The 25,020-nt window shown below is 50.5% G+C and carries 24 protein-coding genes; 6 read left to right on the plus strand and 18 right to left on the minus strand.

The window, feature by feature from the left end:
- Positions 1-11 precede the first annotated feature (11 nt).
- The 6 genes from ptsP to AC6B99_RS29245 all read right to left on the minus strand — a co-directional run bounded on the left by ptsP (position 12) and on the right by AC6B99_RS29245 (position 6,851).
- Positions 12-1,763, minus strand: a complete 1,752-nt coding sequence (gene ptsP, locus AC6B99_RS29220; protein WP_056038703.1) for a phosphoenolpyruvate--protein phosphotransferase — start codon at positions 1,761-1,763, stop codon at positions 12-14.
- Positions 1,760-3,646: a glucose PTS transporter subunit IIA gene (locus tag AC6B99_RS29225; protein WP_056038706.1), complete on the minus strand. Its 1,887-nt coding sequence runs from the start codon at positions 3,644-3,646 to the stop codon at positions 1,760-1,762. The genes ptsP and AC6B99_RS29225 overlap by 4 nt, the downstream gene beginning before the upstream one ends.
- Before the next feature lie 161 nt (positions 3,647-3,807).
- Positions 3,808-4,431 (minus strand): hypothetical protein, encoded by a 624-nt coding sequence (locus AC6B99_RS29230; RefSeq protein ID WP_494883582.1) that lies wholly within the window; start codon positions 4,429-4,431, stop codon positions 3,808-3,810.
- 106 nt (positions 4,432-4,537) lie between these two features.
- Positions 4,538-4,978, minus strand: coding sequence for a CoA-binding protein (locus tag AC6B99_RS29235; RefSeq protein ID WP_056038712.1), 441 nt, complete (start codon positions 4,976-4,978; stop codon positions 4,538-4,540).
- A 49-nt stretch (positions 4,979-5,027) separates the two neighbouring features.
- A complete protein-coding gene (gene aroA, locus AC6B99_RS29240; protein ID WP_496664860.1) occupies positions 5,028-6,323 on the minus strand; it encodes a 3-phosphoshikimate 1-carboxyvinyltransferase in 1,296 nt (431 codons plus the stop codon).
- Positions 6,324-6,851 (minus strand): shikimate kinase, encoded by a 528-nt coding sequence (locus AC6B99_RS29245; protein WP_056038717.1) that lies wholly within the window; start codon positions 6,849-6,851, stop codon positions 6,324-6,326. It abuts the gene before it with no gap.
- Positions 6,852-6,996: 145 nt separating this feature from the next.
- Between AC6B99_RS29245 and AC6B99_RS29250 the strand changes: the two genes are divergently transcribed.
- The gene (locus AC6B99_RS29250; protein WP_494865125.1) at positions 6,997-7,320 is read left to right on the plus strand and encodes a hypothetical protein; all 324 of its coding nucleotides are present in this window, start codon (positions 6,997-6,999) and stop codon (positions 7,318-7,320) included.
- A 28-nt stretch (positions 7,321-7,348) separates the two neighbouring features.
- Here AC6B99_RS29250 and gnd read toward each other — a convergent pair whose 3' ends face one another.
- From gnd to AC6B99_RS29285, 7 genes are all read right to left on the minus strand, one after another.
- Positions 7,349-8,761, minus strand: coding sequence for an NADP-dependent phosphogluconate dehydrogenase (gnd, locus tag AC6B99_RS29255; protein ID WP_056038723.1), 1,413 nt, complete (start codon positions 8,759-8,761; stop codon positions 7,349-7,351).
- A 283-nt stretch (positions 8,762-9,044) separates the two neighbouring features.
- A complete protein-coding gene (locus AC6B99_RS29260) occupies positions 9,045-9,641 on the minus strand; it encodes a YkzI domain-containing protein (protein ID WP_056038727.1) in 597 nt (198 codons plus the stop codon).
- Between the two features lie 217 nt (positions 9,642-9,858).
- On the minus strand, positions 9,859-11,586 hold the full coding sequence (locus AC6B99_RS29265) for a DUF4179 domain-containing protein (protein ID WP_056038730.1): 1,728 nt from the start codon (positions 11,584-11,586) through the stop codon (positions 9,859-9,861).
- Positions 11,540-12,097 carry an RNA polymerase sigma factor gene (locus tag AC6B99_RS29270; protein ID WP_056038733.1) on the minus strand — a complete coding sequence of 186 codons (558 nt, stop codon included), beginning with the start codon at positions 12,095-12,097 and terminating at the stop codon, positions 11,540-11,542. Before AC6B99_RS29270 ends, AC6B99_RS29265 begins: the two co-directional genes overlap by 47 nt.
- A 189-nt stretch (positions 12,098-12,286) precedes the next feature.
- Positions 12,287-13,438, minus strand: coding sequence for an ABC transporter permease (locus AC6B99_RS29275; RefSeq protein WP_056038738.1), 1,152 nt, complete (start codon positions 13,436-13,438; stop codon positions 12,287-12,289).
- On the minus strand, positions 13,431-14,591 hold the full coding sequence (locus AC6B99_RS29280) for an ABC transporter permease (RefSeq protein ID WP_494883591.1): 1,161 nt from the start codon (positions 14,589-14,591) through the stop codon (positions 13,431-13,433). The genes AC6B99_RS29275 and AC6B99_RS29280 overlap by 8 nt, the downstream gene beginning before the upstream one ends.
- A 10-nt stretch (positions 14,592-14,601) precedes the next feature.
- The gene (locus AC6B99_RS29285; RefSeq protein ID WP_494883592.1) at positions 14,602-15,573 is read right to left on the minus strand and encodes an ATP-binding cassette domain-containing protein; all 972 of its coding nucleotides are present in this window, start codon (positions 15,571-15,573) and stop codon (positions 14,602-14,604) included.
- A 201-nt stretch (positions 15,574-15,774) separates the two neighbouring features.
- Here AC6B99_RS29285 and AC6B99_RS29290 point away from each other — a divergent pair, with 201 nt between their 5' ends.
- From AC6B99_RS29290 to AC6B99_RS29300, 3 genes are read left to right on the plus strand one after another with little or no spacing between them, the layout of a single operon-like run.
- Positions 15,775-16,950 carry a histidine kinase gene (locus AC6B99_RS29290; RefSeq protein WP_494883594.1) on the plus strand — a complete coding sequence of 392 codons (1,176 nt, stop codon included), beginning with the start codon at positions 15,775-15,777 and terminating at the stop codon, positions 16,948-16,950.
- Positions 16,951-16,965: 15 nt separating this feature from the next.
- Complete coding sequence (locus tag AC6B99_RS29295; RefSeq protein WP_056038749.1) at positions 16,966-17,661, plus strand: response regulator transcription factor; 696 nt, start codon at positions 16,966-16,968, stop codon at positions 17,659-17,661.
- Between the two features lie 4 nt (positions 17,662-17,665).
- Positions 17,666-18,328: a DUF1054 domain-containing protein gene (locus AC6B99_RS29300; RefSeq protein WP_496664861.1), complete on the plus strand. Its 663-nt coding sequence runs from the start codon at positions 17,666-17,668 to the stop codon at positions 18,326-18,328.
- A 135-nt stretch (positions 18,329-18,463) separates the two neighbouring features.
- Here the strand turns inward: AC6B99_RS29300 and AC6B99_RS29305 are convergent, their stop codons facing one another.
- Positions 18,464-18,739 (minus strand): hypothetical protein, encoded by a 276-nt coding sequence (locus tag AC6B99_RS29305; protein WP_494865133.1) that lies wholly within the window; start codon positions 18,737-18,739, stop codon positions 18,464-18,466.
- A 251-nt stretch (positions 18,740-18,990) separates the two neighbouring features.
- Here AC6B99_RS29305 and AC6B99_RS29310 point away from each other — a divergent pair, with 251 nt between their 5' ends.
- Positions 18,991-19,239, plus strand: a complete 249-nt coding sequence (locus AC6B99_RS29310; protein ID WP_494883599.1) for a hypothetical protein — start codon at positions 18,991-18,993, stop codon at positions 19,237-19,239.
- Between the two features lie 237 nt (positions 19,240-19,476).
- On the opposite strand, the gene AC6B99_RS29315 is transcribed toward AC6B99_RS29310, so the two are convergent.
- Both AC6B99_RS29315 and AC6B99_RS29320 read right to left on the minus strand, forming a co-directional pair.
- A complete protein-coding gene (locus AC6B99_RS29315; protein WP_056038762.1) occupies positions 19,477-20,652 on the minus strand; it encodes an MFS transporter in 1,176 nt (391 codons plus the stop codon).
- Positions 20,653-20,673: 21 nt separating this feature from the next.
- Positions 20,674-21,960, minus strand: coding sequence for an MFS transporter (locus AC6B99_RS29320; RefSeq protein WP_056038766.1), 1,287 nt, complete (start codon positions 21,958-21,960; stop codon positions 20,674-20,676).
- A 220-nt stretch (positions 21,961-22,180) separates the two neighbouring features.
- Here AC6B99_RS29320 and AC6B99_RS29325 point away from each other — a divergent pair, with 220 nt between their 5' ends.
- Entirely contained in the window at positions 22,181-23,650 is a 1,470-nt protein-coding gene (locus AC6B99_RS29325) for an aminotransferase class I/II-fold pyridoxal phosphate-dependent enzyme (protein ID WP_099521842.1), read from the plus strand.
- A gap of 202 nt (positions 23,651-23,852) precedes the next feature.
- Here the strand turns inward: AC6B99_RS29325 and AC6B99_RS29330 are convergent, their stop codons facing one another.
- Together AC6B99_RS29330 and AC6B99_RS29335 are read right to left on the minus strand one after the other, a co-directional pair.
- Entirely contained in the window at positions 23,853-24,167 is a 315-nt protein-coding gene (locus AC6B99_RS29330) for a DUF1292 domain-containing protein (RefSeq protein ID WP_056038772.1), read from the minus strand.
- Between the two features lie 217 nt (positions 24,168-24,384).
- Positions 24,385-24,954, minus strand: coding sequence for a stalk domain-containing protein (locus tag AC6B99_RS29335; RefSeq protein ID WP_496664862.1), 570 nt, complete (start codon positions 24,952-24,954; stop codon positions 24,385-24,387).
- Between the last annotated feature and the right edge of the window lie 66 nt (positions 24,955-25,020).

Below are 25,020 nucleotides of genomic sequence, written 5' to 3' on the forward strand. Positions count from 1 at the left end.
ATTCTTATATTTTAAGAAATAGAGGCGCTTTGCCTTCTGGCATCATTTTCATCCATAAACTGTCCTAGCAGCTCATGAATGTCCGCACTCGTGCGGCATTCCAGCAGCTTAGGCAGCAGCAAGCGGCTGTCTTCCTGCCTTGTGCGGAGCAGCCGCTCTTTCACCTGCAGCAAAGAATGCGAAGAAATACTAAGCTCATCAACATCGAGGCTTAGCCATATCGGCAGCGCCTTGGCATCCCCTGCCAGCTCTCCGCAAACGCCCACCTTAATGCCGCTGCGGCGCGCCGCATCAATCGTCAGCTTAAGCATCCGCAGCACTGCGGGATGGAAGGGCTCGTACAAATGCGATATCTCCTCATTCATCCGGTCTACAGCAAGGGTAAACTGCACTAAATCATTCGTCCCAATACTGAAAAAATCAACCTCTCCTGCAAGCAGATCGGCAATGATTACCGCAGCCGGAACCTCGATCATAACACCTACCTGCAAATTCCGGTTATACGGCTGGCCTTCCTGCTCCAGCTCCTGCTTCGCCTCCGCTAATACCGCATTGGCTGCACGAACTTCCTCAACCGAAGAGATGAGCGGGTACATTAGCTTGACCTGTCCAAAATGGCTTGCCCGCAATATGGCTCTAAGCTGCACTTTAAACAAATCTTTGCGATCCAGTGATATGCGGATAGCCCGATAGCCTAGAAACGGATTGTCTTCCTCGGCAATATTGAAATAATCAAGCTGCTTGTCACCGCCAATATCAAGCGTCCTAATGATGAGCGGCTTGCCTTCCAGCTTTTCCGCTACGCTGCGGTATACTTCAAACTGCTCCTCCTCCAGCGGGAAGCGATTGCGGTCCATATATAAAAACTCGGTGCGGAACAAGCCGACGCCATGCGCTCCGCTGGACAAAGCAATTTCCAGCTCCTTGAAGGAGCTGATATTAGCGGCCAGCTCCAGCCGCTTGCCATCCGGCGTCATCGACTTATGATCGACGATATCGCGCAGACGGGTTTTCGCCTCCTGCTGCTGTCGCTGCTTCGCCGAATACAGCGCGATAACTTCCTGCTCCGGCTGCACATACATGACACCGTCTCCGCCATCGAGCACGATCATCTGGCCCGTCTGAATCGGTTCCTCCAGCTTCGCTTCCACGCCAACAACGAGCGGTACGCCGAGCGCCCTCGCCATAATAGCGGAATGGGAAGTCGTGCTTCCTGCCAGCGTTACGATGCCAAGCACATTTTGCGGATTAATATGGGCAAGCTGCGAAGGAGAAAGCTCCTTGGCGACGAGAATAAACGGCTTCGTGTTGGATGGAAGCTTAATTTCCGGCACGCCTAGCAAATGCTTAAGCAGCCGATTGCCGACATCCTTTATATCCAGCGCGCGCTCCTTCATATATTCATCATCCAGCAAATCAAACATCGTCACAAAATGATCGATCGCTTCCTTGACCGCTACTTCTGCTGCCTTGTATTGCCGGCTAATAATGCCTTGAATTTCATTCATAAACACCGGGTCGTCCAAAATCGCAAGATGCGCGTCAAAAATATGGGTTTCCGAAGGGCCAACCACTTCCCGCAGCTCGTCCTTCATTTGCTCGATTTCGAATTTTGACGTTCGGATGCCTTCATATACTCGCTCGAACTCACGGGCAAAATCAGCAACATCGATGCGCTGCTCCGGCAGCTCCCACTCCCAGCTGGGCAATACGAAAGATTTTCCGATCGCTATGCCTGCTGACGCTCCAATACCTTGTATCATGGCCTTTCCCCTCCAACTTGTATCTCTTTAAGCACGACCGACATCACGGAAGATTGTCCTTTTTTAACGGTTTTATATGGCGCAAATCGCCATGAACGCACCATATCCGAATTGGTAATCACCATCGGAGTAGCCAGCGATTTGCTCTCCTTGCGCACCTGCTGCAAATTAAAGCGGATGAGCAGGTCGCCGGGAAGCACCTTGTCCCCTTCTTTGACAGCAGCCTTGAAATAGCCTTTGCCGCCAAGCAGGGACGTGTCAATGCCGATATGAAGCAGCACTTCAAGCCCTTCCGGCGTTCGAATGCCAATCGCATGCATCGTCGGATAAATATGAATAACTTCACCTTTGACAGGCGAGACAAGCTCCCCTTTATCCGGTATGAACGCAACCCCATCGCCAACAAGCTTGCCGGAAAAAATCGGATCGGGCACATCGCTGAGCGCGATCATTTTTCCCTGCATTGGCGAGCTGAACAGCACCTGCTCCTGATCCCGCTGAATGGTATTCAAAATTTCCCCGCGAATCAGCTCCGAATATGTGCCGAAGACGACCTGCACATTGCCGCCGCCGAGGCGAATGACACCGGCTGCCCCCAAATTGCGCAGCGCTGCGATATCAAGCTGCTTCTCATTGGCTACCTTCAATCGCAGCCGCGTAATGCAGGACTCCATTTTCACAATATTGTCCTTGCCGCCAATCGCCTGTAAAATAAGCGGCGCACGCTGCGGAATATCGCCAGCCCACTCATCGAGATGCGAGCCTTCCTCGCGCCCAGGGGTCGGAATTTGAAAACGGTCGATCGCCCAGCGGAACAAAAAATAATAAATGAGCCCGACTACGATACCGATTGGAATAAGCAGCCAGCCGCGCGTAGCCAAATGCTCGTTGACGATAAAATCAATCGCCCCGCCCGAGAAAGAAAAGCCATGGCGAATGCCAAGCTCATACGTCACCCACATAATGACGCCCGACAGCAGCGCATGAACGACGAACAAATAAGGCGCAACGAACAGAAAGGCAAATTCTACAGGCTCGGTCACACCAGTCAAAAAGGAGGCTAGAGCCGCGTACATAAACGTTTTGCGGATTTTAGGCTTAAGATCCTCCCTCGCCTCATGAATAATGGCAAGCGCGATAGCGGGCAGGGCAAACATCATCGTCGGGTACATTCCCGCCATGAATACGCCTGCTGTGGGATCGCCAGCGAAAAACCGCGGCAAATCGCCATATACGGTTGTCCCATCTGCCATCGTATAACTGCCAATCTGGAACCAGAACACATGGCTGACGAGATGATGCAGGCCAAACACGACCAAAATCCGATGGACAAAACCATAAAGAAAAACACCGAACCCGCCTCCTGAAGCTACAATGTTGCCAAGCTCTTCAAGCATGCGTTCAATATATGGCGTTAGTCCAATCATAAATATGGAAAATAAGACCGATATAAAGCTGACAAACAGCGGTACAAACCGCGGCCCTCCGAAAAATTGTATGTATTCAGGCAAACGCAAGTTCTTAAATCGTTCATAACTAAAGCCTGAGATGATGCCCATCAACGTTCCGATAAACACCGTCGGCTCAATTTCCGGCACAGCCGTCTGGGTAATGCCCACATAAATGAACATCCCGCCAAGTGCCGCTAAAGCAGCTGCAAGCGCATTTCCCGTCATTCCAAGCGCAATGCCTACCGCAAACAAATAAGGAAGGTAAGTAAAAATGGCGTGACTTGCGGCCTGCAAATAAAGCGTAAGCTGCGGCAGTCCAATATAATCCCACGGCAATTGACTGAGGCTCGAAAATATGGCTGCTGCTGGAAGCACAATCATTGGCAGCATAAATGCTCTTCCGAGCTGCTGCAGGCTTCCTAATATATTCACTTTCGTACCCCCTTTGCGGATTAAAATGTCTTTTTCTCGATGGTAAGGCTTTCCGCACGTTTTGTCAAAGTGAAGAGCGGGCCTCTCGGCCCGCTCCTGTTGATGATTCTTCCTATAAAACGATACAGGGGAGGGCTTAGCTTAAGCCCTGCGTATATAGCTTAGCGGTTTTGTCCAGCTTGCCATCCCAAATGCGAAATGACCGGACCGGATTGTGCATAAGCGTTCGTTGCGTGGTACACCGGATTTTGTCCTGTCGCCGATTGTACGGGCATGCCGCCATGCGTTTGGTTTTGATTATTGGACATGTTATTGGACAGACCTGCATATCCGCCGCTCGAGAAGTTTTGGCCCGCGTATCCCGTGTGAGACTGTACATAGTGCTGCTGTGGGCTCGCTTGATAGCCTAGGTGCGAGATCACCGGGTTCGCCCCATAATTAGCCGAGCTTTGGTGCGACGTATAGCTTGGAACTTGGTAATGCGACGTGTGCGATTGGTAGCCGCTATTCGGCTGATATTGATGCTGCATCATTCCCGCATTTTGTTGATGGCTTGGCAAATATGCAGCAGAGCTGTAGCTGTGCTGATTCGTCGCCTGATAACCGCCAATTGGAGATTGCACAATGCTGCTTGGGTTCTGGTTAAAGGTTGGCTCGCTCAGTTGGCCTTGATAATGCGACTGTACGAAGCCCGATGGCTGATAGTTGTTCGAAAATTGACCTTGTTGACCCAGTTGACCTTGCTGCCCTTGGAAATATCCTGGCTGTTGCGACATTTGATTCACGTGTTGTCCTCCTCGACATTAAAAAAGAAAGTCTTCATGAACGACATGCTGCATCGCCCCTTGAAGCCTTTCTTATTGTGTTAAATCGATCGGTTTTTTATTACAGTCAGGTTTTGGATTTTCCTTGCGGCAGCAAAATCGAATCCTCTACCTTAATGCAGCGGTCCATAATCACTTGCAATCCACCAGCTTCAGCGATGTTCGCTGCTTCATCATTAGCGATGCCAAGCTGGAGCCACAAAATTTTCGCACCAATTGCAACGGCTTCCTCCGCGACTTGCGGGGTATGCTCGCTGCGTCTGAACACATTAACGATGTCCACTTTAAATGGAATATCACTTAACGTTTCGTATCGGGTTTCACCCAAAATTTCTGCCGCCTTCACAGCCGGATTAACCGGAATGATGCGATAGCCTTTAGCCTGCATCGCCTGCGATACCATATAAGAGACGCGGTCAGGCTTGTCCGACAAGCCGACCACCGCTACAGTAGCACTTTGCTCAAGCAGCTGCTTAATTTCCTCGCGTGATGGATTTTCAAATGCCATATGAACCGCTCCTCCCTTATTCCACCTGTTTATTTCTCCTACTGCAAGCTTATTCTACCCACTCTACGTTCGCACCAAGCGCCTTCAAATGGTCAAAATAAATCGGGTAGGACTTCGCTACATGGTGCGCGTCGCGAATACGGATCGGCTGCTTCGAGCGCAGTCCGACAATCGTCAAAGCCATAATGACGCGGTGGTCATAATGCGCATTAATTTCGACGCCGCCTTCAACGCCTTCCGGACGTCCGTGGACAATAATTTCGCTTTGACGCTCTTCTACATTTGCTCCCGCTTTGCGAAGCTCGTTCAAATAGTCGGTAATCCGGTCGCATTCCTTGTACCGCAAATTTTCAACATCATAGAAACGCGAGGTACCCTCAGCAAATACAGCTGCCGCTACCATCGCCAGCACCGCATCCGTCGCTTGGTCGCCGTCGAACTCAACAGCTTTCAGCTTGCCATTGCCCTTGACATGAACGATATCATTGTCATGAGTGAGCGGCACTTCCATCATGCGCAGCACATCTACGATCGCACGCTCGCCCTGCTTGCTTTTCTCAGCGAGACGGTGCACGATAACATCCGATTGCGTCACTGCCGCAGCCGCAAGAATCGCTGCCGAGCCTGGATAATCTCCCTGTACGATATAGGTTTTCGCTTCGTAGCTTTGGCCGCCTGGAATGCGGTAGCTCATCAAATCCTCGCTTGCATGAATGACGATGCCCGCTTGCTCCAGCACCTCCAGCGTTTGTCCAACGACAACCTTGGACTTCAAATCATTCAGCACTTCGATTTCGCTATCTTCTGCAAGCAGCGGAGTCAGGAACAGCAAGGCGCTCAAAAATTGCGAGCTGACAGCGCCGGACACTTGAATTTTGCCGCCTTTCGCTTGTCCGCCCTTAATCGTAATCGGCAGCTTGCCTTCATTATGGGTGACTTGTACGCCAATTTGCCCGAGCGCATCAATTAAATCACTGTGCGGGCGTTTGCCAAGCGAATCCGGATAACGGTTTACAAACGTCACTTCCGGGCACAGCGATGCGATGGCCATCAGGAAACGCAGCACAGCTCCTGCATTGCCTACGTCCAGTTCCTTGACATCCTTCGGATTACGGCCAAAACCGGTAATGACGATTTTCTCTTCATCTTCTACTACCGTAGCGCCCAAATCGCGAATACAGCGGCGCATCGCATCGCTGTCTTCACTGTGAGCTGGATAATAAATCGTGCTCGTGCCTTCAGCAAGCGCAGCGACCAGCAAGTAGCGCGTCGTATAATTTTTAGAGGAAAGCGCTTGAATTTCCCCGTTTAGCCTAGGTGTGGGCGTAACTAAAACATCTGTCATTTATTTTGTCTCCCTTGTTTGTATAATAGTTGCGCATACGGCATGCACATTGAGCGATGTCGTATCCAGCACAAGATGTGCAAAATCGTAAGCGTGCTTGCGCTGCTCCATAATCCGGTTCACATTCGCGGCAACGTCGCCTTGCAGCAGCGGCCTTGACGAATCGGACTGCACCCTCGCGATAATCTGCTCGGCGCTTGCCTTGAGGGCAACAACGAGACTCCCGCCCAGCATCGCCTCCCGGTTGGCTTCACGCAAAACAGCGCCTCCACCGGTCGCAATAATGGCCGGCTCCTTGCGGCTTAGCAGCTCTTGAATGATGCCGCTCTCCAAATCACGAAAGCCCGCTTCCCCAATTTCCGCAAACAGCTCTGCGACCCGCTTGCCCTGCGAGCGTTCGATTTCCTCATCGGTATCGAATCTTGCATAGCCGAGCTGCTCGGCGAGCAGGCGGCTGACGGTCGATTTCCCTGTTCCCATAAAGCCTACCAGCACAATTTTGCTGTGGCGGCCTGCTTCCTGATTCATTCTCTAGTGCCCCCATCAAATTAGTGTATCCTATTAATTTCTTCAACCATCATATCATTTTTCACAGCAAATCGGGTATAAAAAAGTTCATTTTGCCGTATCGTTGATAATGATGCTTATATCAAACGGTAGGAGGGTTGCCGTAATGACCAATGATCGTGAATGCTCAGCCGCACAGAAGGCGGAATTGCGTATTAGCCGTATTTTAAACCCCACTCATCCGCTTTCCCGCGAAGATGTTATCTGGATGCTCGAATATATTAAAAAAAAGGTGGCTGACGATGATCCTGCTTTAACAGGTTTGTCGCAGCCACGATTGTTGCGTAATTTTCATTGCTTTGCAGAAGCGGCCATGAGCCTCATTCACCGCGGACGCGCTTCCGAACAGGAAGCCGATCGTTTGCGGAGCTGGCTCAAAGAAGCGTCTTACGGTTTAACCGCAGCAAAAAGGAGCGAGCCGCACGAATAATGCCGCTCGCTCCTCTGCAAAGGCTCGATTAAGATTGAATCCAGTTGTAGTGGAATGTGCCTTCTTTGTCCAGACGTTTGAACGTATGAGCACCGAAGTAGTCGCGTTGTGCTTGAAGCAGGTTCGCAGGAAGACGCTCTGTACGGTAGCTGTCGAAGTAAGCAAGCGCGCTTGCGAATGCAGGTACCGGCGTACCGTTCGATACAGCCACGGAAACCACTTCACGCCATGCGCCTTGGTACGATTCAACGATTTCCTTGAAGTAAGGATCAAGCAGCAGGTTGCGCAAATCCGCATCGCGGTTGTAAGCATCCGTAATGTTTTGCAGGAAGCGGGCACGGATAATGCAGCCGCCGCGGAAAATTTTCGCAATTTCGCCGTATTGCAGGTTCCAGTTGTACTCATCGGAAGCTGCACGCATTTGAGCAAAACCTTGTGCGTACGAGCAAATTTTACTTGCAAACAAAGCTTTGCGTACGGATTCGATGAATGCCGCTCTGTCGCCTTGGAATGGTTGTTTTGCAGGACCGCTCAGCACTTTGCTAGCTGCTACGCGCTCTTCCTTCATAGCAGACAAGAAGCGAGTAAATACGGATTCTGTAATGATGGAAAGTGGAACGCCCAAATCAAGCGAGCTTTGGCTTGTCCATTTGCCAGTACCTTTTTGACCAGCGGAGTCCAAAATCACGTCAACCATCGGCTTGCCTGTTTCTTCATCGTATTTCGAGAAGATGTCAGTTGTAATTTCGATCAGGTAGCTGTCCAGCTCGCCTTTGTTCCACTCGCTGAAAATGCTGTGAAGCTCTTCAACGCTAACGTCAAGCACGTTTTTGAGCAGGTCGTAAGCTTCGCAGATCAGCTGCATGTCGCCATACTCAATGCCGTTGTGCACCATTTTTACATAGTGGCCTGCGCCGTCTGGTCCGATGTATGTGCAGCAAGCGTCGTCGCCGACTTTTGCCGAAATAGCTGTAAGGATTGGCTCAACCAGCTTGTAAGCTGACTCTTGTCCGCCTGGCATGATGGAAGGGCCTTTCAATGCGCCCTCTTCGCCGCCGGATACGCCCGTGCCGATGAAGCGGATGCCTTTATCTTCAAGCGCTTTGGAGCGGCGCTGTGTATCAGGGAAATAAGCGTTGCCGCCGTCGATAATGATGTCGCCTTTGTCCAGATGCGGCAACAGGGAGTCAATTGTAGCATCAGTACCCGCGCCTGCTTGTACCATGATCAGGATTTTGCGCGGAACTTCAAGCGATTGTACGAACTCTTCAACTGTATAAGCAGCAACGAGGTTTTTGCCTGCTGCTTCCTGGATCAGGTCATCCGTTTTCTCGCGGGAGCGGTTAAATACCGACACCGTAAAGCCTCTGCTTTCAATATTAAGGGCCAAGTTTTTGCCCATGACTGCCAAGCCAATTACACCGATTTGCTGTTTAGACATCTGGTTCTTCCATCCTTTGTTATTGTATTTGGGTCAACAATAGCTCTATTTTACTCCTTTTGTGCAGAGAAGAAAACTAGTAGGGTTTAAAAATATAATCAAAACACCATCAGTTTTATTGACCGCTTTAGAAAGTTTACCTTATATTGCGCCAGAATGCGACCTTCCACTAGCAAACATTGCCGCCATCCGGGCTATATTAAAAAAAAAAAACGGGAATAACCGCAATGGCTACACCCGCTTTATCTATTTTGTACAACCTTTGTTCTCAAATAGACGGCGTTTACAATTCGAGTTGCAGCATTTCCAGCCGCAGCTCGCCAAGCTTTGCTTTTGACGAAAGGACAGCAGCCTCATCTACAGCTTCCAGCGCTTCATACAGAACGGACAGCTCGTAATCAAGCTCATAGCGCAGCACCTGGGCACGCTCCTCTGCTCGTTTGGATTGAAAAGCTTTGATCATTTCTTCCATGGTCACAAGCGGCTTCTTCTGATAAATAATCCGATGTTCCATACCGGACACCTCCACAAGTCGTATAATCTCACCGAACATAATGCTCTCAATGACGATTTGACGATCCTTCATTCGCTTGACCACCGCATGACCTCTGGAATCATTAATGAGCTTTTCCAGCAGCTCCGACAACCTCTCGTCCCGGATTAAATAGTCTCCCACCATCTTGTAGCTATCCTTCATCCGCTGAAACTTAAGCTTCACCAGCTTGCGGCCTGTTCGAATCGAGATGAGAAACTGTACCTCCGTTTCGCTCCAATACAAGGAGTACCCTTCCTGAATGAGATCGCGGATGAGATTTTGGATTTGCCGCCGTTCAAATCGCAGCTCCAAATTGCAATACTCGACTTCGTGGCTCTTATTCACGGCAATCCCTCCTTCAAAACAGTGTCGTAACACCTTTCACAAATTTGACTAAATGTTCTGACAATTTTGTCTTATTTCTATCTTATACTCCATCTTATGTTCTGGCAACTTGGATTATTGACTAATTTTAAAGCGAAAGTGGATTTTGGGTAAAAAAATAATACAAGCCGCCCCTAAACCGGGGCGGCTGTCAGCGTGAGCAGCAGCTTCTACGCGCTTACTGCGGCAATATAGACGTACGGAGTTCCTTGTCTGGCGCATCCGTCGTATAGTAATACATGTGCAAATCAAGATTGTCTCCATCGTAGTTCCGGAAAACCTCCGTCGAGCTGTTAATGCCATCGCCAGAGAAATTCGCGGTCAATATCTCGCTAGGGAAGCTTTTCTTACCTTCCAGTCGGTACGTCTGGTTGACGCCGCCGAACGTCTTGTCATCGCTTTCGTTTTGGACGAACACATCCGCCCCTTTGCGGTAATAGGTCCACTTAACCTCGTAGCCGCCTACTTCCGTTGTCATGTGCTGCTTCTCTTCGGTTATGCTGCTCAGGTGAATGACAGCATCCTTGTCCGTATGCTCTGTTACCTCATAGCTTTGAATGAGCGTAATCGGCGTCTGCTCTGTAACAGTAAGCCCCTGTGGACGCTCAAACCGGATAGAATTGGTATACGGGTCGTCGCTCCCCCAAAAATGGCCTTCCAGTATGGTTCCTCCCACATCAAGCTCATAATTTTTGAAGGAATACTGCATATATTTTTGCTCATGGCTAGTAGCAAGCCTAATTTGAGTTGGTGTAATGACAACCTGATCAATATTAAAACTGCCTTGCGGCAAATCAATCGGCAAATGAACATCACGTTTAATCGTACCGGCTAGCATTGCCTGTTTATCGAGCTGAAGCGGGAGATTCCATTCCCCCTCAATACGATTCTCTTCACGTGCGTAGCTTAGGCTATACGTTATATTGCCACTCTTTAATTCGCTTTGTTTAAAATATTGCTGCATCGTATATTCACCATTAGGCCCCGGTTTCCCAAATGTACCGCTGCGGCTTGTTTTAATCGGCGTGTCCCCGCTCTTGACGGTCAGCTCTGGGTAAGCATAGCCCGACACGGTTTTATCTGTAAAGCTGAGCGCGGAAGATAGCAAAACCTCGTCTCCATTTTGCTTGAAAAGCTGGACTTCCAGCTTGCCCATTCCATCCTTATCCAAATTAAAAACTTGTATGCCATCGCTTGCTAAGTCCAGTTCAATGGGAAGAGACGCGTTTGAGATGAAGCTTGCCTCCGACGCCGTAAAATCCACCTTATCGACTAACTGCTCTGGCGTCCATTCCGTCTCGAAATAACCGCGGTACGATTGGCTGGCCTCATCCCAGCCTCTCATTGAGTAGTTGCCATCAATCGTTTTACCGTTTGAGTCCGTCAAATGCATATTTGTGAAGGATAAATAACCGTCCTCCCCATCTGGTGGAACGAGGCTGTACAGCAGCACGGTACGATTGTCATCAACAACCGCTGTATGAATCGTAAACGTTGCATCGTCCTGTACTGCCGACTTTTCAATATTTTGTCCCATCCCTTGAGCTAATGCCGATTGAATGCCGCTTCTGCCATTCAGCAGCTGAATCCAGTCCATTTGATAGGCAAAAACCGGAGTCGCCGCAACTAAAGCAACGGCTGCTGCTATAAATAGACCGCGCTTCAGGCTGCGCGGCTTCCGCAAAACGCGCACAGATTCGTGCCCGGATGCTGCTGCACTAGATTTTCCTTGCTGCAAGCCTGCTCCGTTCAGCTGAGAACCCTCTGTTAGGGCAGCCCCTTTGCTGCCAATGGCTCCTTCAACGCCTGCTTGCTCAATCCGCTGCCACATCGCCTCAAAATCCGGATAGGCTGGCGGTTTAACTTCTTTTAAACGCTGAATCATTTCGTTCTCTGATGGCTTCATAGGACAGGCCTCCTTGTTTATTATGGGTCGAACTGCTTTCCAGCGACTGCTTCATCAGCTTCAGTCCTTTGTGCAGCCGCGATTTCACCGTGCCTACTGGAATACCTAGAATGTCTGCTATTTCTGGCAGCGTCTGCTCCTGCATATAGCGCAGCGCTATTACTGAGCGAATTTTCAGCGGCAGTTGCTGCACAAGCCTGCTGTATTCTTGATCCGTTTCCCGCTTCTCGACTACCTGCTCCACCGTTTCCGGCTGTCTGCGAGACAGCCATTCGCTTAAGCTTTCTTTAAGCCTCCCATTTTTGGAGCGGCGGATTGCATTCAGGCAGCAATTGACTGTCAAGCGCAGCAGCCAAGCTTTAAGCTGCTCCACCTGCCGCCATTCCTTGCGGAATGCTGTCACGAATACTTCCTGGCATATATCTTCCGCATCCGCTGCATTTCTGAGCATGTAGTAGCATGTTTTATAGACGTCCTTGTTATATTGCTCAAACAGCTCTCTTTCCGTCATAACCCGCTTTCCCTCCTCTCGCTCTCGCCGTGTACACCCTATTAACAATTAACGGAGTCAAAAGGTTCACTTTTCGCTCTCTAAATAATTCCACGCAAAAATAGTGCAGGCCCTCCCCACCAGCAAGCTGCGCCAGTGAGCAAGTACATGCACTATTGTAAATGATTCAATAGAGAAGCTGAATCCCCGTTATTGCTGGCTTGGGCGTAGTACAGCCGCGCCGAAAATAAGCAGTACGACAGCGAACAGCATTAAAATCAATATCGGCTGCGCAATGTCTAAGAGCCCGGCGCCTGTGCTCAGCCGGTCAATGGCTTGCAGCGCCCATTTTTGCGGCATGAAATTGGCCAGCTTCTGCAAAAATTCCGGCATCATCGACAGCGGAAAAAAACAGCCGCTGATCATCGAGGTAGGCGAGACAATGAGCAAATTGATTTGGCTGAGCTGATGGGCATTTCGCACGAGCCCCGCCACAGCCGTCATCACGCCTATTGCCGCCAGCATAAAGCATTCCAATACTAAAAGCATCGCACCGAAGGAAACGCCTGGCGAATAGCCAAATACAAAATAAGTGAGCGAGAGCACCAGCACAAGCTGAATGGTGCCGACCAATATGCTGCCCAAATAATTGCCTAGAGCAATATCGAAGGCGCGAAGCGGCGCCGTGTACATGCGCTGCATCGTCCGCATTTCCCGATCCTCCATTATAAAGCCGACAGACTGGCTGACCAGCAGCATGAGAAAAAGCAAAATCGATCCAATCATAATCGGATTGGCAGCCACTACCCCTAGCTTCATCGGAGTATGCTCTACGCTGACCGCAGGCTTCGCCTGCTGCTCCAGCAGCTCGCTCAGCTTCCCCGCATCAGGAGCAGCACCGCCAGAGGCTGCTAGCAGCAATTGTACGGAAGCCGCCATGCTGCTAGCCTCAGCCTCAAGCGAGGCTAGCAGCGAGGCATTCCACAGCTGCTCTGTCCAGCGATACAGCACCGGCTGTGGCTGCTCGCCGGCAAGCAGCCGCTCCGTGAAATCGGCAGGAATAAAAATGGCCGCATCCGCGTCACCAGCAGCAACGGCTTCCCTGAGCTGCTTGCCCGTCAAATCCGTCTGTATGCGCACCTCATAAAGCGAGTCCTGATTCACAATGTTCAGCATATAAGCGCCGAAAGCTCCTCGATCCGCATTGCTGACCGCAATAATTTCTTTATCCGCTTGCAGGCTGCTGAACAAGCCAGCGATAACCGACAAGGCAATTGCAGGAAGCAGCACATTTAGAAAAAAGCCCCGGCGCGTCCCCATCGTTCTGCGAATGAGCTGCATCGCAATTGGCAAGCTACGCATGCTGCTTCACCACCTTAGGCAAACGAATAATTGCAAAAATAGCAAGAACGGCGGCTATAGCAGCCAATATACCGATATTTTGCCAAACGAGAACGCGGCTCGAACCATCCATTAAGCCGCGCAGAGCAGCATTCGCCCAAAAATTAATATTCAGCTTGCTGATAAGGCCGAGCTTGTTCTGAATCATCGCAACCATGCCCCCGCTTAAAAAAGTCATGCTGAAAATAATCGTGTTAAACAGCGTCTGCATCGTTTTGACGGTTTTGGCAAAAGAAGCTATCGTCAGTGCTAGTCCAGAGCCCGCGATAATGGTCAGCAGTGAGATAAGGGCGATTCCCCAGTAAGCCCCTCCCCAATCGACGCCGTAAACATACTTGGTAAAAACAATAATAATAATCGTCTGCATCACGCCGAGCAGCGCCGCACCGCTAATGATGCCCGCTACAACTCTATTAAACGACGCAGGGATGCCATATAAGCGCTGCAAGGTTCCTTCTCTTTTTTGCCGCAGCAGTGAAACCGCTCCCGTCATGCCGCCATACTGCAAAAACATGACCAAATAAGCGACAGAATAATATTGGATAGCCGATACAGAGCCGAAGGATTGGTCCGACCCGCCGCCCAGCGTCTGTACTTTAACGAGTGCAGCTGCATCCGTCTGGCGGCTCTCCAGCCCGGATAAGCTTTCAGGCCCAAGCACCTTGAAGGCCGCCACCTCCATGTTCACCTGAGACAGGTACGAACGAATGATAGAATGGGCCGCAATATTTTTACTCCCGTCATGACCGTCGAGGGTGTGCCAGCTTACGCTTTCTCCCGCTGCAAGCTTGGCGGAATAATTAGCAGGAATGATAACGCCGTAATCGGCTGCTCCATCCTGCACCGCCTCCCGCACCTCAGCCTCTGAGGAGAGCGCTGCGGGACGAACGTATGGGAGGATGTCAGCTCCTTGCCAGAAAGCATCTACACCTTCGCGCATCGCCCCTTGATCGGCATTGTATACCGCCACCTTCGCTGGTTTGATTTCGCTGTCAAAAGCGCTGCCAAGCAAATAGATGAGCAGCAGCGGAAGACCAGCGAGCACAACAAGCAGCGCGTGCATTCGGATCAATTTTATCCATTCATAGGTTAATGTAATCCACCATGTCCGCATGTTCCGCCCCCTATTCATCGCGAAGCAAGCGGCCGGTTAACTGGAGGAACAAGGACTCCAAATTCGGTTCGACGCGGGTCAGTTGCCGCAGCGAAATGCCGTGCTTTTGCAAAATAAACAGCAAATCCTGAAGGACAGATGGCGAATCCTTCACGGTAACCTCAAGCCTTCTCTGGCCGTCCTGCTCGTCTATCTGCTTGACGGCCGGATGCTCGCTCATCTCCTTCGCCGCAGCTGGATGGGCCTGATCGACTTCAAAAATAATGCGCTCCTCCTGCCCGACCTGCTGTCTGAGCTGCTCCTTGCTGCCGCAGGCAATAAGCTTGCCTTTATCGACAATGCCAATTCGCGAGCAAATCGCATCCACTTCCTCCATGTAATGGCTCGTGTATATAATGGCCGAACCCAGACGGTTAAGCTCGCGCACCGACTCCAATATATGATTGCGGGACTGCGGGTCGATGCCGACCGTCGGCTCATCCATAATAATAAGCTTCGGGCGATGGGTAATCGCGCAAGCAATGTTCAGTCTCCGCTTCATGCCGCCTGAAAACGTTGACGGCTTGTCTTTTGCCCGCTCCAGCAGCCCGACAAACTGCAGCGACTCCTCCACCCGCTGCTTCAGCAGCTTGCCTCTGAGTCCATACAATTTTGCGAAAAAAGCTACATTTTCCCAAGCGGTCAGCATGTCGTAAATCGCCAGCTCCTGCGGCACCAAGCCAATGAGGCGCTTAACGTCCAGCGGCTGCTTGCGGATGGAATATCCGCCAACGGTAATTTCCCCGCTACTCAATGGCAGCAGCCCCGACAGCATATGGATGGAGGTGCTTTTCCCCGCTCCATTAGGCCCAAGCAGTCCGAATATTTCGCCTTCGCCAATATCAAAAGTCAAATGATTGACGGTAATGGTGCTGTCATATTTTTTAACGACATCTTTAAATGTTACTAGGCTCTTCAAGCGCTCACCCTCCACGTTTATCATCTTGTGTCCATTATAAAACGCCGCCTCACGAGCATACAGCTCTACAAAGTCACAAAATGAAGGTGACGAAAGTCATATCATTGGCTCCGGCTGTATACAGCCGGTTTTTGGCGGATTATGCTATAATGAAACGATATAAATTAAAATGAAAAAACGCCTTAGGACGATAAAAGCCTAATGCGCTGCGGGAGCTAATCCGATATGAACGTACCGTTTCACTGGTTTCGAGGCCTATTAATTGCTGGACCCGCAGTCATCAGCGTATTCTCGATTTCAGCTGCAAGCTATGCCTTTTATACGATCGGCGTACTGATAGCTTTGTCCCTCATTAAACTAGGTTCGCTCTTTCCGAAATACACGGCGTTGATTTTGTTGATAGAGCTGCTTGGCTTCGGATCGTTCGCCTATCATTTTGGCGGCGTCTTGTTTCTGCTCCCCTTCTCTACTTTAATAGCAGCCTTAAGCACGAAGCCCTCAGCTGGCATGGCCGCATTATGGACCCTGGCTGGAGGGGCATGCCTCTGGATCGCCATGCACGAACAAGCGCCGGGCATGATGGCTGCTATGCTGCTGCTGTGGCTGACGATTGCGGCGGTGCTGCAGGCTGCCCAGCAGGTAGAGGGCAAGCGCAGCCAAGTGGAGACGCTGTATGCAGCACTTGCGCAAAGCCATGAGGAGCTGGAAGCCGCAAGGCGCCGCATGCAGAGCTACGCCTCGCAGATTGAGCAGTACGCGCAGACTGAAGAGCGCAATCGCATTGCGCGGGACATTCATGACGATCTCGGGCATCGCTTGATTCGGGTGAAAATGATGTCCGAGGCCGCGCTGCATCTGTTCCAGGCAGACCCTGCCCGCGCGCAGGCGACGGTCGGGCAAATTCGCGACCAGCTGCAGGACAGCATGGAGCGGATGCGCCAAACGGTGCGCAGGCTCGCGGTGCCTAGCGAAGGAGACTCCAGGCAATATGCGCTGGACCGACTCGTTACAGATTCCGGCGAAGCGCTCGGCATCGCAGTCGCCTTTGAGGTGCAGGGAAATCCGCGCCCCCTCTATCCAAGCATGGAATTTATTTTGTTCAAAAATGCGCAGGAAGCCATTACGAATGCGGTTCGCCATGGCGGCGCTACAAGGGTAAAGGTAACGCTGCTTTTTCAGCCGCACACCGTAGCCCTAACGATAGCCAACAATGGGGCTGTGCCCGAAGGGGCCATAACAGCAGGGCTTGGCATGCGCGGCATGCGGGAGCGCATTTCATTAATCGGCGGAAAGCTGTCCTGGCAGTCGGAGGTTGGCTTCAGCGTGACGACTGAGCTCCCGCTGCTAGGCGGCAGTGCTGCTAATGATGCAGGCGAGCGACAAGCATTTGTGAAAGGATAGGAGGAAGCCGCTGCCATGATTACGGTATTGATTGTAGATGACGACCCGTTCATTCGGGAAAGCATGCAGGTTATTTTGCAGCTTGACCCGGAGCTCCACGTTGCGGGGGTATGCGCCGACGGCAAGGCGGCCGCTGAATTCGTGCAATCAACGAAGGTTGACGTCGTGCTGATGGATATTCGCATGCCTGGCTGTGATGGCGTCGAAGGCACACGGCTCATTCGGGCACAGGAGCAGCCTCCTGCCGTCCTCATCCTGACCACCTTCGATGATGACGATTATATTGTGCAGGCGATCCGCTGCGGCGCTGGCGGCTATTTGCTGAAGAACGTACCGCCAAGCCGCATTATTAACGGCATTAAAACCGTACATGAAGGCTCGCTGCTCATTCATCCCGATATCGCCCGCAAGCTGGCGGGCATGATTACGATGCCAGAAACAGAAGAAGCTGCAATAACTGAGCTTTCTTCAGAAGAGCAGACCAGCAGCGAGCTTGCGGCACGTTACAGCTTGACGCAGGCCGAGCAGCAAATTATTCGACTCGTGGCCGAGGGGCAATCCAATAAGGAAATTGCCGCATCGCTTTTTTTAAGTGAAGGCACGATCAAAAACTATATTTCCGATATGCTTCACAAGCTGGGGCTGCGGGATCGCACGCAAATGGCGATTTTTTATTTGAAATTATCATTCATTCCAAGCAAGGAGAGATAACCGTATGACCATAAATACAATAGCAAACAGCACGACCGAATTTACAGGATTTACACAAGAGGACTTCGATGTGTTTCAGCTTCAGGGATTAGCGGAGCGCATGGCGGGAATCCAGGAAAAAATCCAGCCTAAGTTCCACGCCATTGGCGAGCGCTTGCGCACCGAGCTTTCCATGCAGGCAGGCGACGAAATGTTTCTGCATGTAGCAAAGCATGCCCGCCGTTCCGTAAATCCGCCTAAGGATACTTGGCTCGCCATTTGCAATAATAAGCGCGGCTATAAGGCGCATCCGCATTTTCAACTGGGCCTTTTTGACGATCATCTATTTATATGGTTTGCGCTCATTTACGAGACGCCGAATAAATCCCGCATCGCTTCCGCTTACTTGAATCAGCTTGATGAGGTAATCGCGCAGGTTCCTTCCTCTTATGTCATTTCGCTTGATCATACGAAAAAGGAATCCGCTGCCGTCAGCGAAATGTCGGATGAGCAATGGAAGCATGCCCTCGTCCGCTTCCGCGACGTGAAGAAGTCAGAGCTGCTCATCGGTCAGCATATTGCGGCTGACGACCCGATTTTGCGTGATGGCGAAGCACTTATGAAGCTTGCTTCCTCAACCTATGAATCGCTGCTGCCGCTGTATCGCCGCTCGCTCGTGCAGGAATAAGACGCATAAAAGTATCGCACATGCTAAAAGCCGCTGCCCTTGTCTATTGCAAGGTGCAGCGGTTTTTTGTTGATCAGCAAATATTTCGGACATGGGAGTTGATGGCCTGAAAAGTAAGTGTTAGCCTATCGCTGATCATTTCGATAGCTTGCTTTTCAGCAGCCTTGCCGAGTAGTATGCAGCTACTCCAAACAGCATGACAGGCAATACCTGCAGCCACGCCCAAATAGGAGTGTTGTCCACCCAGCCAACGGTTACGTTTTTCTGCAAGTAGTCTACAGATGCATATTGTTCCATGATGTCGGGGACGTAATGTTTTGTCATATATATGCCTCCGAGTATTTGCACACCATAAAAAACAATGACAAAGGCAGCTCCCGTAAGCAATGCGCGAAAAATCGGTTTCTTCATTACCTTCTCCTCTCCTTGTAATCATATCCTCATATTACCATATATTTATTTTTAAAAAATAAAACTCTGTCCCTTTATCCTCAAAAAAAAGCAGCTCTAAGTATTCATTGCGGATGCCCAAAACGACCGAGACAAGCCTTTCCACTCCATCGCGTTTATAGTACTATCACTATATAAGGGAGGAGAGTTAATTTATGGTGAAACAACTGATCATCGGAGACGCCATGCATGAGCTGGCCAATACACGCTGAATACTGGAGCGCTTGCCCGAGGAGCATATGGCGTGGAAACCGCACGAGAAATCGATGACACTCGGAGGGCTCGTCACGCACCTGGTCAACCTACTGAACTGGCAATTAGCTATGCGGGCGATCGCGCTCCGCACCTTTGGACTCAGCCATATGGTTCACCACCGGGCTCAGCTTGGGGTTTATTACCGCCTTCTCGATATTCCGGTGCCTGGCCTCTACGGTACTTCAGCCGACGAAGAAGGCAAATAAATGAAGCTGCACCGAACAGTCGCGGGGCATCGGCATGATCGCCTGTACTCTGCGACTATTTTATTCGGGACGATTTTCGGGCTAATCGTTTTTTTGTCACATATGAGTGCCCCTTTTTCTCCCGCCAGACCGCCCAGATATAGAGATTCCCCATTTCTTCTGCCCCCAGAAAAGAAAATAGAGCTGCCCGAAGGCAGCCCCAAAGAAAGTGATGATATTTGAAACACACAAGAAATATTAAGCTTGCGCTACAGCTTTCTTTTTATCCAATTGACGGAATTGCGCGAGCAGCAGCAGCGCTGCCAGACACAGAATGCCTCCGGATACATAAGGAAGCCTCAAATCCAGTGTAAACAGGAACGTTCCCGCCAGCGGCCCAGCAATACGCCCCAAGCTGTCCATCGACGAGCTTAGGCCAGAGGCAACGCCCTGCCCAACTGTCGTCTTCTGAGTAATTAATGACGTTACACAAGGGCGAATGAGCGCATTGCCGATGCCGAACACGGCCAAGGAAAGGGTTGCCCACCAAAGCGAATGCGCAGCGAGCAGCATGAAAAAGCCGATGCTCGATATAACTAGCCCGATGGCAATGTATTTGCCCTCTTCGCCAGCTTTGATCCTTCTGCGCACGACACCACCTTGAATTAAAGCCCCGACAAAGCCGCAGACGAAAAATAAAATCCCAACCTGCAGCGGCGTTACATCAAAGCGCCTCATGCCGAAAAACTGCAAGGTCGCTTCTAATCCCGCCAGTGTAAAGGTAACGAAAAACGCAAGTATGTACAAATATTTAAGCGGCCCGGTAAATGCTTTCCAGCGCGACTCTCGGCGGCTCGCCCCGCTGCGGCGCTGCTCCGGTGTCAGCGATTCCTTGAGCTTGGCCCATGCAAGAATGAAAGTAATCAGCGCAAGGATGGAAGCTGCATAAAACGGCATCTCCAGCGACACGAGGCTCAGCAGACCGCCAAATCCCGGCCCAATCGTAAAACCGAGGCCGATTGACATGCCAACCAGTCCCATGCCCTTGGTGCGCTCCTCGGGCGTTGTAATATCCGCTACGTAAGCAACAATAACCGAAGTCACTGCACCGGAAAATAACCCTCCCAGCACACGGGACAAATACATCAGCGTCAAATTGCCCGACGACAAGCCGAATAATACAAAGCTTAAAGCGAAGCCAAGTACGCCAATGAGAATGATAGGCCGTCTGCCGATTCGGTCAGACAAGCTTCCCCAAACTGGCGACAGCACAAACGATACGGCCGAATACACCGCGAGCATCAAACCCGTATGCGCCTCAGCGCCAAGCGGATCTGCTGCTTTAATAATTTCGGGCATGACCGGGATAATAATCCCGAAGCCAATAAATGTTGTCATTAAGGTAGCCATTACAATTAACAAGCGTCTGTCCATTAAGCTCATCCCCTCCACACGTTATGTTATCATAACTGGCTGTTTTCTGGTAATGAACAAATGGAGAACAAATAGGACGAGCAGCATTGCACCGCTTACTAAAAATGGTGCCTGATGCCCGAATGTATCCCACAGCTTGCCGGACAAAATCGTGCCCAGCACCATGCCGGAGCCTTCGATCGTCAGGAAAAAGCCCCATACTGCACCTCGCTCTTCTTTCGGAATCGCTTGAGCAATTAAAGCATTCCATGCCGGGATGATGCAGGCATAGCCAAGTCCTACAATCGCCACAATAACCAGCACCAGCGGCAGTGAACGAGTCATGCCTAGCAGCGGCAGCGAGATCGCGGCGAGGAGAAAGCCGACATGCAAAAACCATTTTGTCCCGAGCCGGTCGACAAACTTCCCGACTGGGATTAGCCCCAGCACTGTAATGGCGCCGCCCGCGATAAGAAACCAGCTGTACTGGGCAGGCGTCAGATGGAGCACTGAACGCGCGAACAGCGTTAAGATCGGCGTCAACAGCCCCAGCGAGAAGTTCTGCACAAACATTGCCGGATAAAGCAGCTTGCTGGCATGAAGCGACTTGCCCACCTTGGCAAAATAACGGCTGGCCCGAACTTTGAGCGGCTCTCTTGCAGCATCACTTGTGTTCGCTGCATGCGAATCCGTCTGCGCCGCAGCCTCTTCCGCTGCGCCTGAACGCTGCTTCATGCGCCCGCGACCGGGCAGAAACATCGTCGTCAGGACAACGACGATCATGCCGCCAATAATGAGGCGGAACGCTGCCGTATACGAGCTGGACAGCAGAAAATTAATCGCAATCGGCCCCGCGCCCACGCCAACCAGCCAAGCGACATAGACGACACTCATCGCCCGGCCGCTCGCTTCCTCTCCAGCCTCCTCTGTTGCTCCTGTAATGACGCAAGGCCATAGCGGGGACGACCCGATGCCAAGCAGCAGGCAAGCGACTACAATCCAGCTCGTATGATGCACGAAAGCGACAAGCAAAACAGAGGTGAACGTCAGCACAATACCCGCAAGCATTACGGAGCGGTAGCCCAAACGGTCAATAAGCCAGCCAATCGGGCTGCGGAACAAATTATCGCCAATATATTGCAGCGCCAGCGCCCAGCCAATCGCATAGGCAGATAAACCCAGCACCGTACCCATGTACACTGGCAAAATGGAGATGAGCAGCGCGCCCTTTACAAATTCAATAATAAACATAATAATCAGCAGCTGAATAATAAAAGGAGAGCGCCAAATAACGACGCCGGATGGCTTTATGCCCCTATGTTCTTTCATTAAATATCGAGCCTCCGTTTCTGCTGCAAGCAAGCGATCCAGGTGAAACGGCTGTCGCCGTCCTTTGGCGGCAAAGCACCGTTTCGCGTAGAAATATAGAGAAAGTACCGCGCAATGCTATACTTTCCTATATTTTTAAAAAAAGCTTCTTGCATTCCGACTTGTTTTTGCTATACTCAACCTTGTTTGTATTTTAACTAGAGAGGCAGGGATGAAAGCGATGGATCATAACAAAACCCCGCTCTTCAGCGCATTACGCCGCCATGCGGAACAGAATCCAACCCAATTTCATATTCCAGGACATAAGAAAGGGTTAGGCAGCGATGCCGAATTTCGTGCATTTATCGGCGATAACGCGTTATCGATCGATTTAATAAATATAGCTCCGCTGGATGACTTGCATCAGCCAACCGGCGTTATTGAGGAAGCCCAGAAGCTTGCAGCCGATGCTTTCGGCGCAGATTATACTTATTTTTCCGTGCAAGGAACGAGCGGTGCCATTATTACGATGATTATGAGCGTCTGTCTTCCCGGCGATAAAATCATCGTTCCGCGCAATGTGCATAAGTCCATTATGGCAGCGATTATTTTTGCAGGTGCCCGTCCGATCTTTATCTCACCCGTGCGTGACGAAAATCTCGGCATTGATCACGGCATTACGACACGCGCTGTCAAACGCGCGCTGGACAAGCACCCCGATGCGAAAGCAGTGCTTGTTATCAACCCGACGTATTATGGCGTATGCGCCGACCTGAAGGAGATCGTCGATCTCGTGCATACGTTCGATATTCCGGTTCTCGTAGATGAGGCGCACGGCGTACTCATTCATTTCAATGAAAAGCTTCCGATGTCTGCGATGCAGGCTGGCGCAGATATGGCAGCGACGAGCGTTCATAAGCTGGGCGGCTCGATGACGCAAAGCTCCGTGCTGAACGTGCGCGGCGGGCGGGTTAATCCCCACCGCATTCAGACGATTATCAGCATGCTGACGACAACGTCGACATCCTATATTTTGCTGTCATCGCTCGATACGTCGCGCCGCAATTTGGCTTTGAACGGTCACAAGCTGGCTGAACAAGCGATTGAGCTTGCCCAATATGCGCGCAAGACCATTAATGAAATCCCAGGCTTGTACTGCTTTGGACGGGAAATTTTAGGTGGCGAAGCTACCTTTGATCTCGACCCAACCAAGGTCGCTATTCATGTCCGTCATCTCGGCATTACCGGCTATGAGACGGAAAACTGGCTTCGTGACCATTTCAACCTCGAAATTGAAATGAGCGATATGTATAACATTCTTTGCCTTGTTACGCCTGGTGATACATCCGATTCGATAGAAAAATTGCTGGAGGCGCTGCGTGCGCTGTCGGACAGCTTCCATGAAGGCGCCGAGGCTCGTGAACTCGTTGTCAAAATCCCGGATATTCCCCAGCTGTCGCTCTCGCCGCGCGATGCTTTCTACGGACAGACCGAGGTCGTTCCGTTCAAAGAGTCAGCTGGCCGAATTATCGCCGAGTTTATTTATGTTTACCCACCTGGCATCCCTATTCTACTTCCAGGCGAGGTTATTTCCCAGAAAAATATCGACTACATTGTCGAGCATGTTGAAGTTGGCCTCCCCGTTAAAGGTCCGGAGGACCGCAACGTAGAATTCGTTAAAGTCATTTTCGAGGAAACGGCTATTTCCTAGACATCGTTATATTTCAAGGTGAAACAGCTGACGCCGTCCTTTGGCGGCGCGGAGCGTTTCACTCCGAGAAATATCCTTTCCTATATTTGAACAAAAGACACCTGCTGTCCCAGGAGCATTCGCCCTTGGTGACGCAGGTGTCTTTTGCATGCAAAGCTTAGCTGCATGATGGCTTGGTAGAGCAGCGTAAAGAGCGAGAAATCTACTCTTCTTTTGCTGCGTTTTCAGTAACGGCGATTTCTTCATAAATCTTCGTTACGCGATCCCATTCTTCATCGTCTTCGATACCAACGAGGAATGCCTCGTCGTTCTCTTCCTCGATGCGGAAAATAACGCCGTCTGCTTCAGGATCATTGCGATCCAACAATACCGCATAAGCGTTGTTTTCGGATTCAAACGTATAAACCATGACCATTTCGCGTTCTTGGCCCTCATCGTCCGTTACAATAAATACACTTTCTTCATGTTCATGGTCTTCTCCGCAACCGCAATCTGCGCCATGATTATGCTCAGTCATTGTTTTACCCCATTTCAGTCAATTATCCACACCTGTGTATCGTACCATGAGTCCTAGCAGCGGTCAAACAAGCGTAAACGGCTGTCGCCGTCATCCGGAGGCAAAGCTACCGTTTCGAGGGTGAAATATAAGAAATTATAAGCTTGAAACTAATAATTTCTTATATTTCGAAAAAGCCCGCGTTTCCTCCACTTGGAAGAAACGCGGGCCGTAACCGTTATTTGGAAGAAATCAACTTTTCCGAGACGAGCGTCCAATCGTCGGACGAAGTAGTTTTCAGGAAAAATCTCACCGCATATTTTCCCGAATACTCGAAATTGTACTTAATGTCTTCCGTCCGAAACCAAAAGTTGTCATCCTTGATCTTATTGGTATCGGTCTGTGTCTGAATAACCTTCTCGCTGCCATACGGATCAAATATAGATACTTTAACCGCGGCAATATCCGTCTTCAAATTGTCGACCTGCGACAATACGCTGAACGTATATGAGTTGCCCTTCGTCACATTGCCAAACAGCTTGCTATCCTGCATGAGTACAATATGTACATTCGGTCTCGTTAAGGTTGCCTTCTTATTCTGCCCATCCCAATTGACGATGGTTTGCAGGCTATTGGCTATTTCCCGAATCGGCAGGTAAGTCTTGCCATCCACCATAATGCCGCCATCTTCAAGCTCGCTGCCATTCAGGAGAACCTTAACAGTCTGCGATGCTGCACTCGCAATCATTAAGGTACTGCTGCATAAAAAAAGCGCCAGCAGCAAAACCGCTACTTTTCTGAATTTCATAGATGAGTACCCTCCATCCGCTTTGTCTGGATATATGGTTATACTCTTCAAAATGAATAGAGTTGC

The sequence above is a fragment of the Paenibacillus liaoningensis genome (assembly GCF_059609455.1).

Bases quoted from the DNA above. Each gene is read 5' to 3' on its own strand.
- ptsP (WP_056038703.1), bottom strand. From the start codon at position 1,763: ATGATACAAGGTATTGGAGCGTCAGCAGGCATAGCGATCGGAAAATCT.
- AC6B99_RS29235 (WP_056038712.1), bottom strand. From the start codon at position 4,978: ATGGCATTTGAAAATCCATCACGCGAGGAAATTAAGCAGCTGCTTGAG.
- aroA (WP_496664860.1), bottom strand. From the start codon at position 6,323: ATGACAGATGTTTTAGTTACGCCCACACCTAGGCTAAACGGGGAAATT.
- AC6B99_RS29245 (WP_056038717.1), bottom strand. From the start codon at position 6,851: ATGAATCAGGAAGCAGGCCGCCACAGCAAAATTGTGCTGGTAGGCTTT.
- AC6B99_RS29250 (WP_494865125.1), top strand. From the start codon at position 6,997: ATGACCAATGATCGTGAATGCTCAGCCGCACAGAAGGCGGAATTGCGT.
- gnd (WP_056038723.1), bottom strand. From the start codon at position 8,761: ATGTCTAAACAGCAAATCGGTGTAATTGGCTTGGCAGTCATGGGCAAA.
- AC6B99_RS29265 (WP_056038730.1), bottom strand. From the start codon at position 11,586: ATGAAGCCATCAGAGAACGAAATGATTCAGCGTTTAAAAGAAGTTAAA.
- AC6B99_RS29270 (WP_056038733.1), bottom strand. From the start codon at position 12,097: ATGACGGAAAGAGAGCTGTTTGAGCAATATAACAAGGACGTCTATAAA.
- AC6B99_RS29275 (WP_056038738.1), bottom strand. From the start codon at position 13,438: ATGCGTAGCTTGCCAATTGCGATGCAGCTCATTCGCAGAACGATGGGG.
- AC6B99_RS29280 (WP_494883591.1), bottom strand. From the start codon at position 14,591: ATGCGGACATGGTGGATTACATTAACCTATGAATGGATAAAATTGATC.
- AC6B99_RS29285 (WP_494883592.1), bottom strand. From the start codon at position 15,573: ATGATAAACGTGGAGGGTGAGCGCTTGAAGAGCCTAGTAACATTTAAA.
- AC6B99_RS29290 (WP_494883594.1), top strand. From the start codon at position 15,775: ATGAACGTACCGTTTCACTGGTTTCGAGGCCTATTAATTGCTGGACCC.
- AC6B99_RS29295 (WP_056038749.1), top strand. From the start codon at position 16,966: ATGATTACGGTATTGATTGTAGATGACGACCCGTTCATTCGGGAAAGC.
- AC6B99_RS29300 (WP_496664861.1), top strand. From the start codon at position 17,666: ATGACCATAAATACAATAGCAAACAGCACGACCGAATTTACAGGATTT.
- AC6B99_RS29305 (WP_494865133.1), bottom strand. From the start codon at position 18,739: ATGAAGAAACCGATTTTTCGCGCATTGCTTACGGGAGCTGCCTTTGTC.
- AC6B99_RS29315 (WP_056038762.1), bottom strand. From the start codon at position 20,652: ATGGACAGACGCTTGTTAATTGTAATGGCTACCTTAATGACAACATTT.
- AC6B99_RS29320 (WP_056038766.1), bottom strand. From the start codon at position 21,960: ATGAAAGAACATAGGGGCATAAAGCCATCCGGCGTCGTTATTTGGCGC.
- AC6B99_RS29325 (WP_099521842.1), top strand. From the start codon at position 22,181: ATGGATCATAACAAAACCCCGCTCTTCAGCGCATTACGCCGCCATGCG.
- AC6B99_RS29330 (WP_056038772.1), bottom strand. From the start codon at position 24,167: ATGACTGAGCATAATCATGGCGCAGATTGCGGTTGCGGAGAAGACCAT.
- AC6B99_RS29335 (WP_496664862.1), bottom strand. From the start codon at position 24,954: ATGAAATTCAGAAAAGTAGCGGTTTTGCTGCTGGCGCTTTTTTTATGC.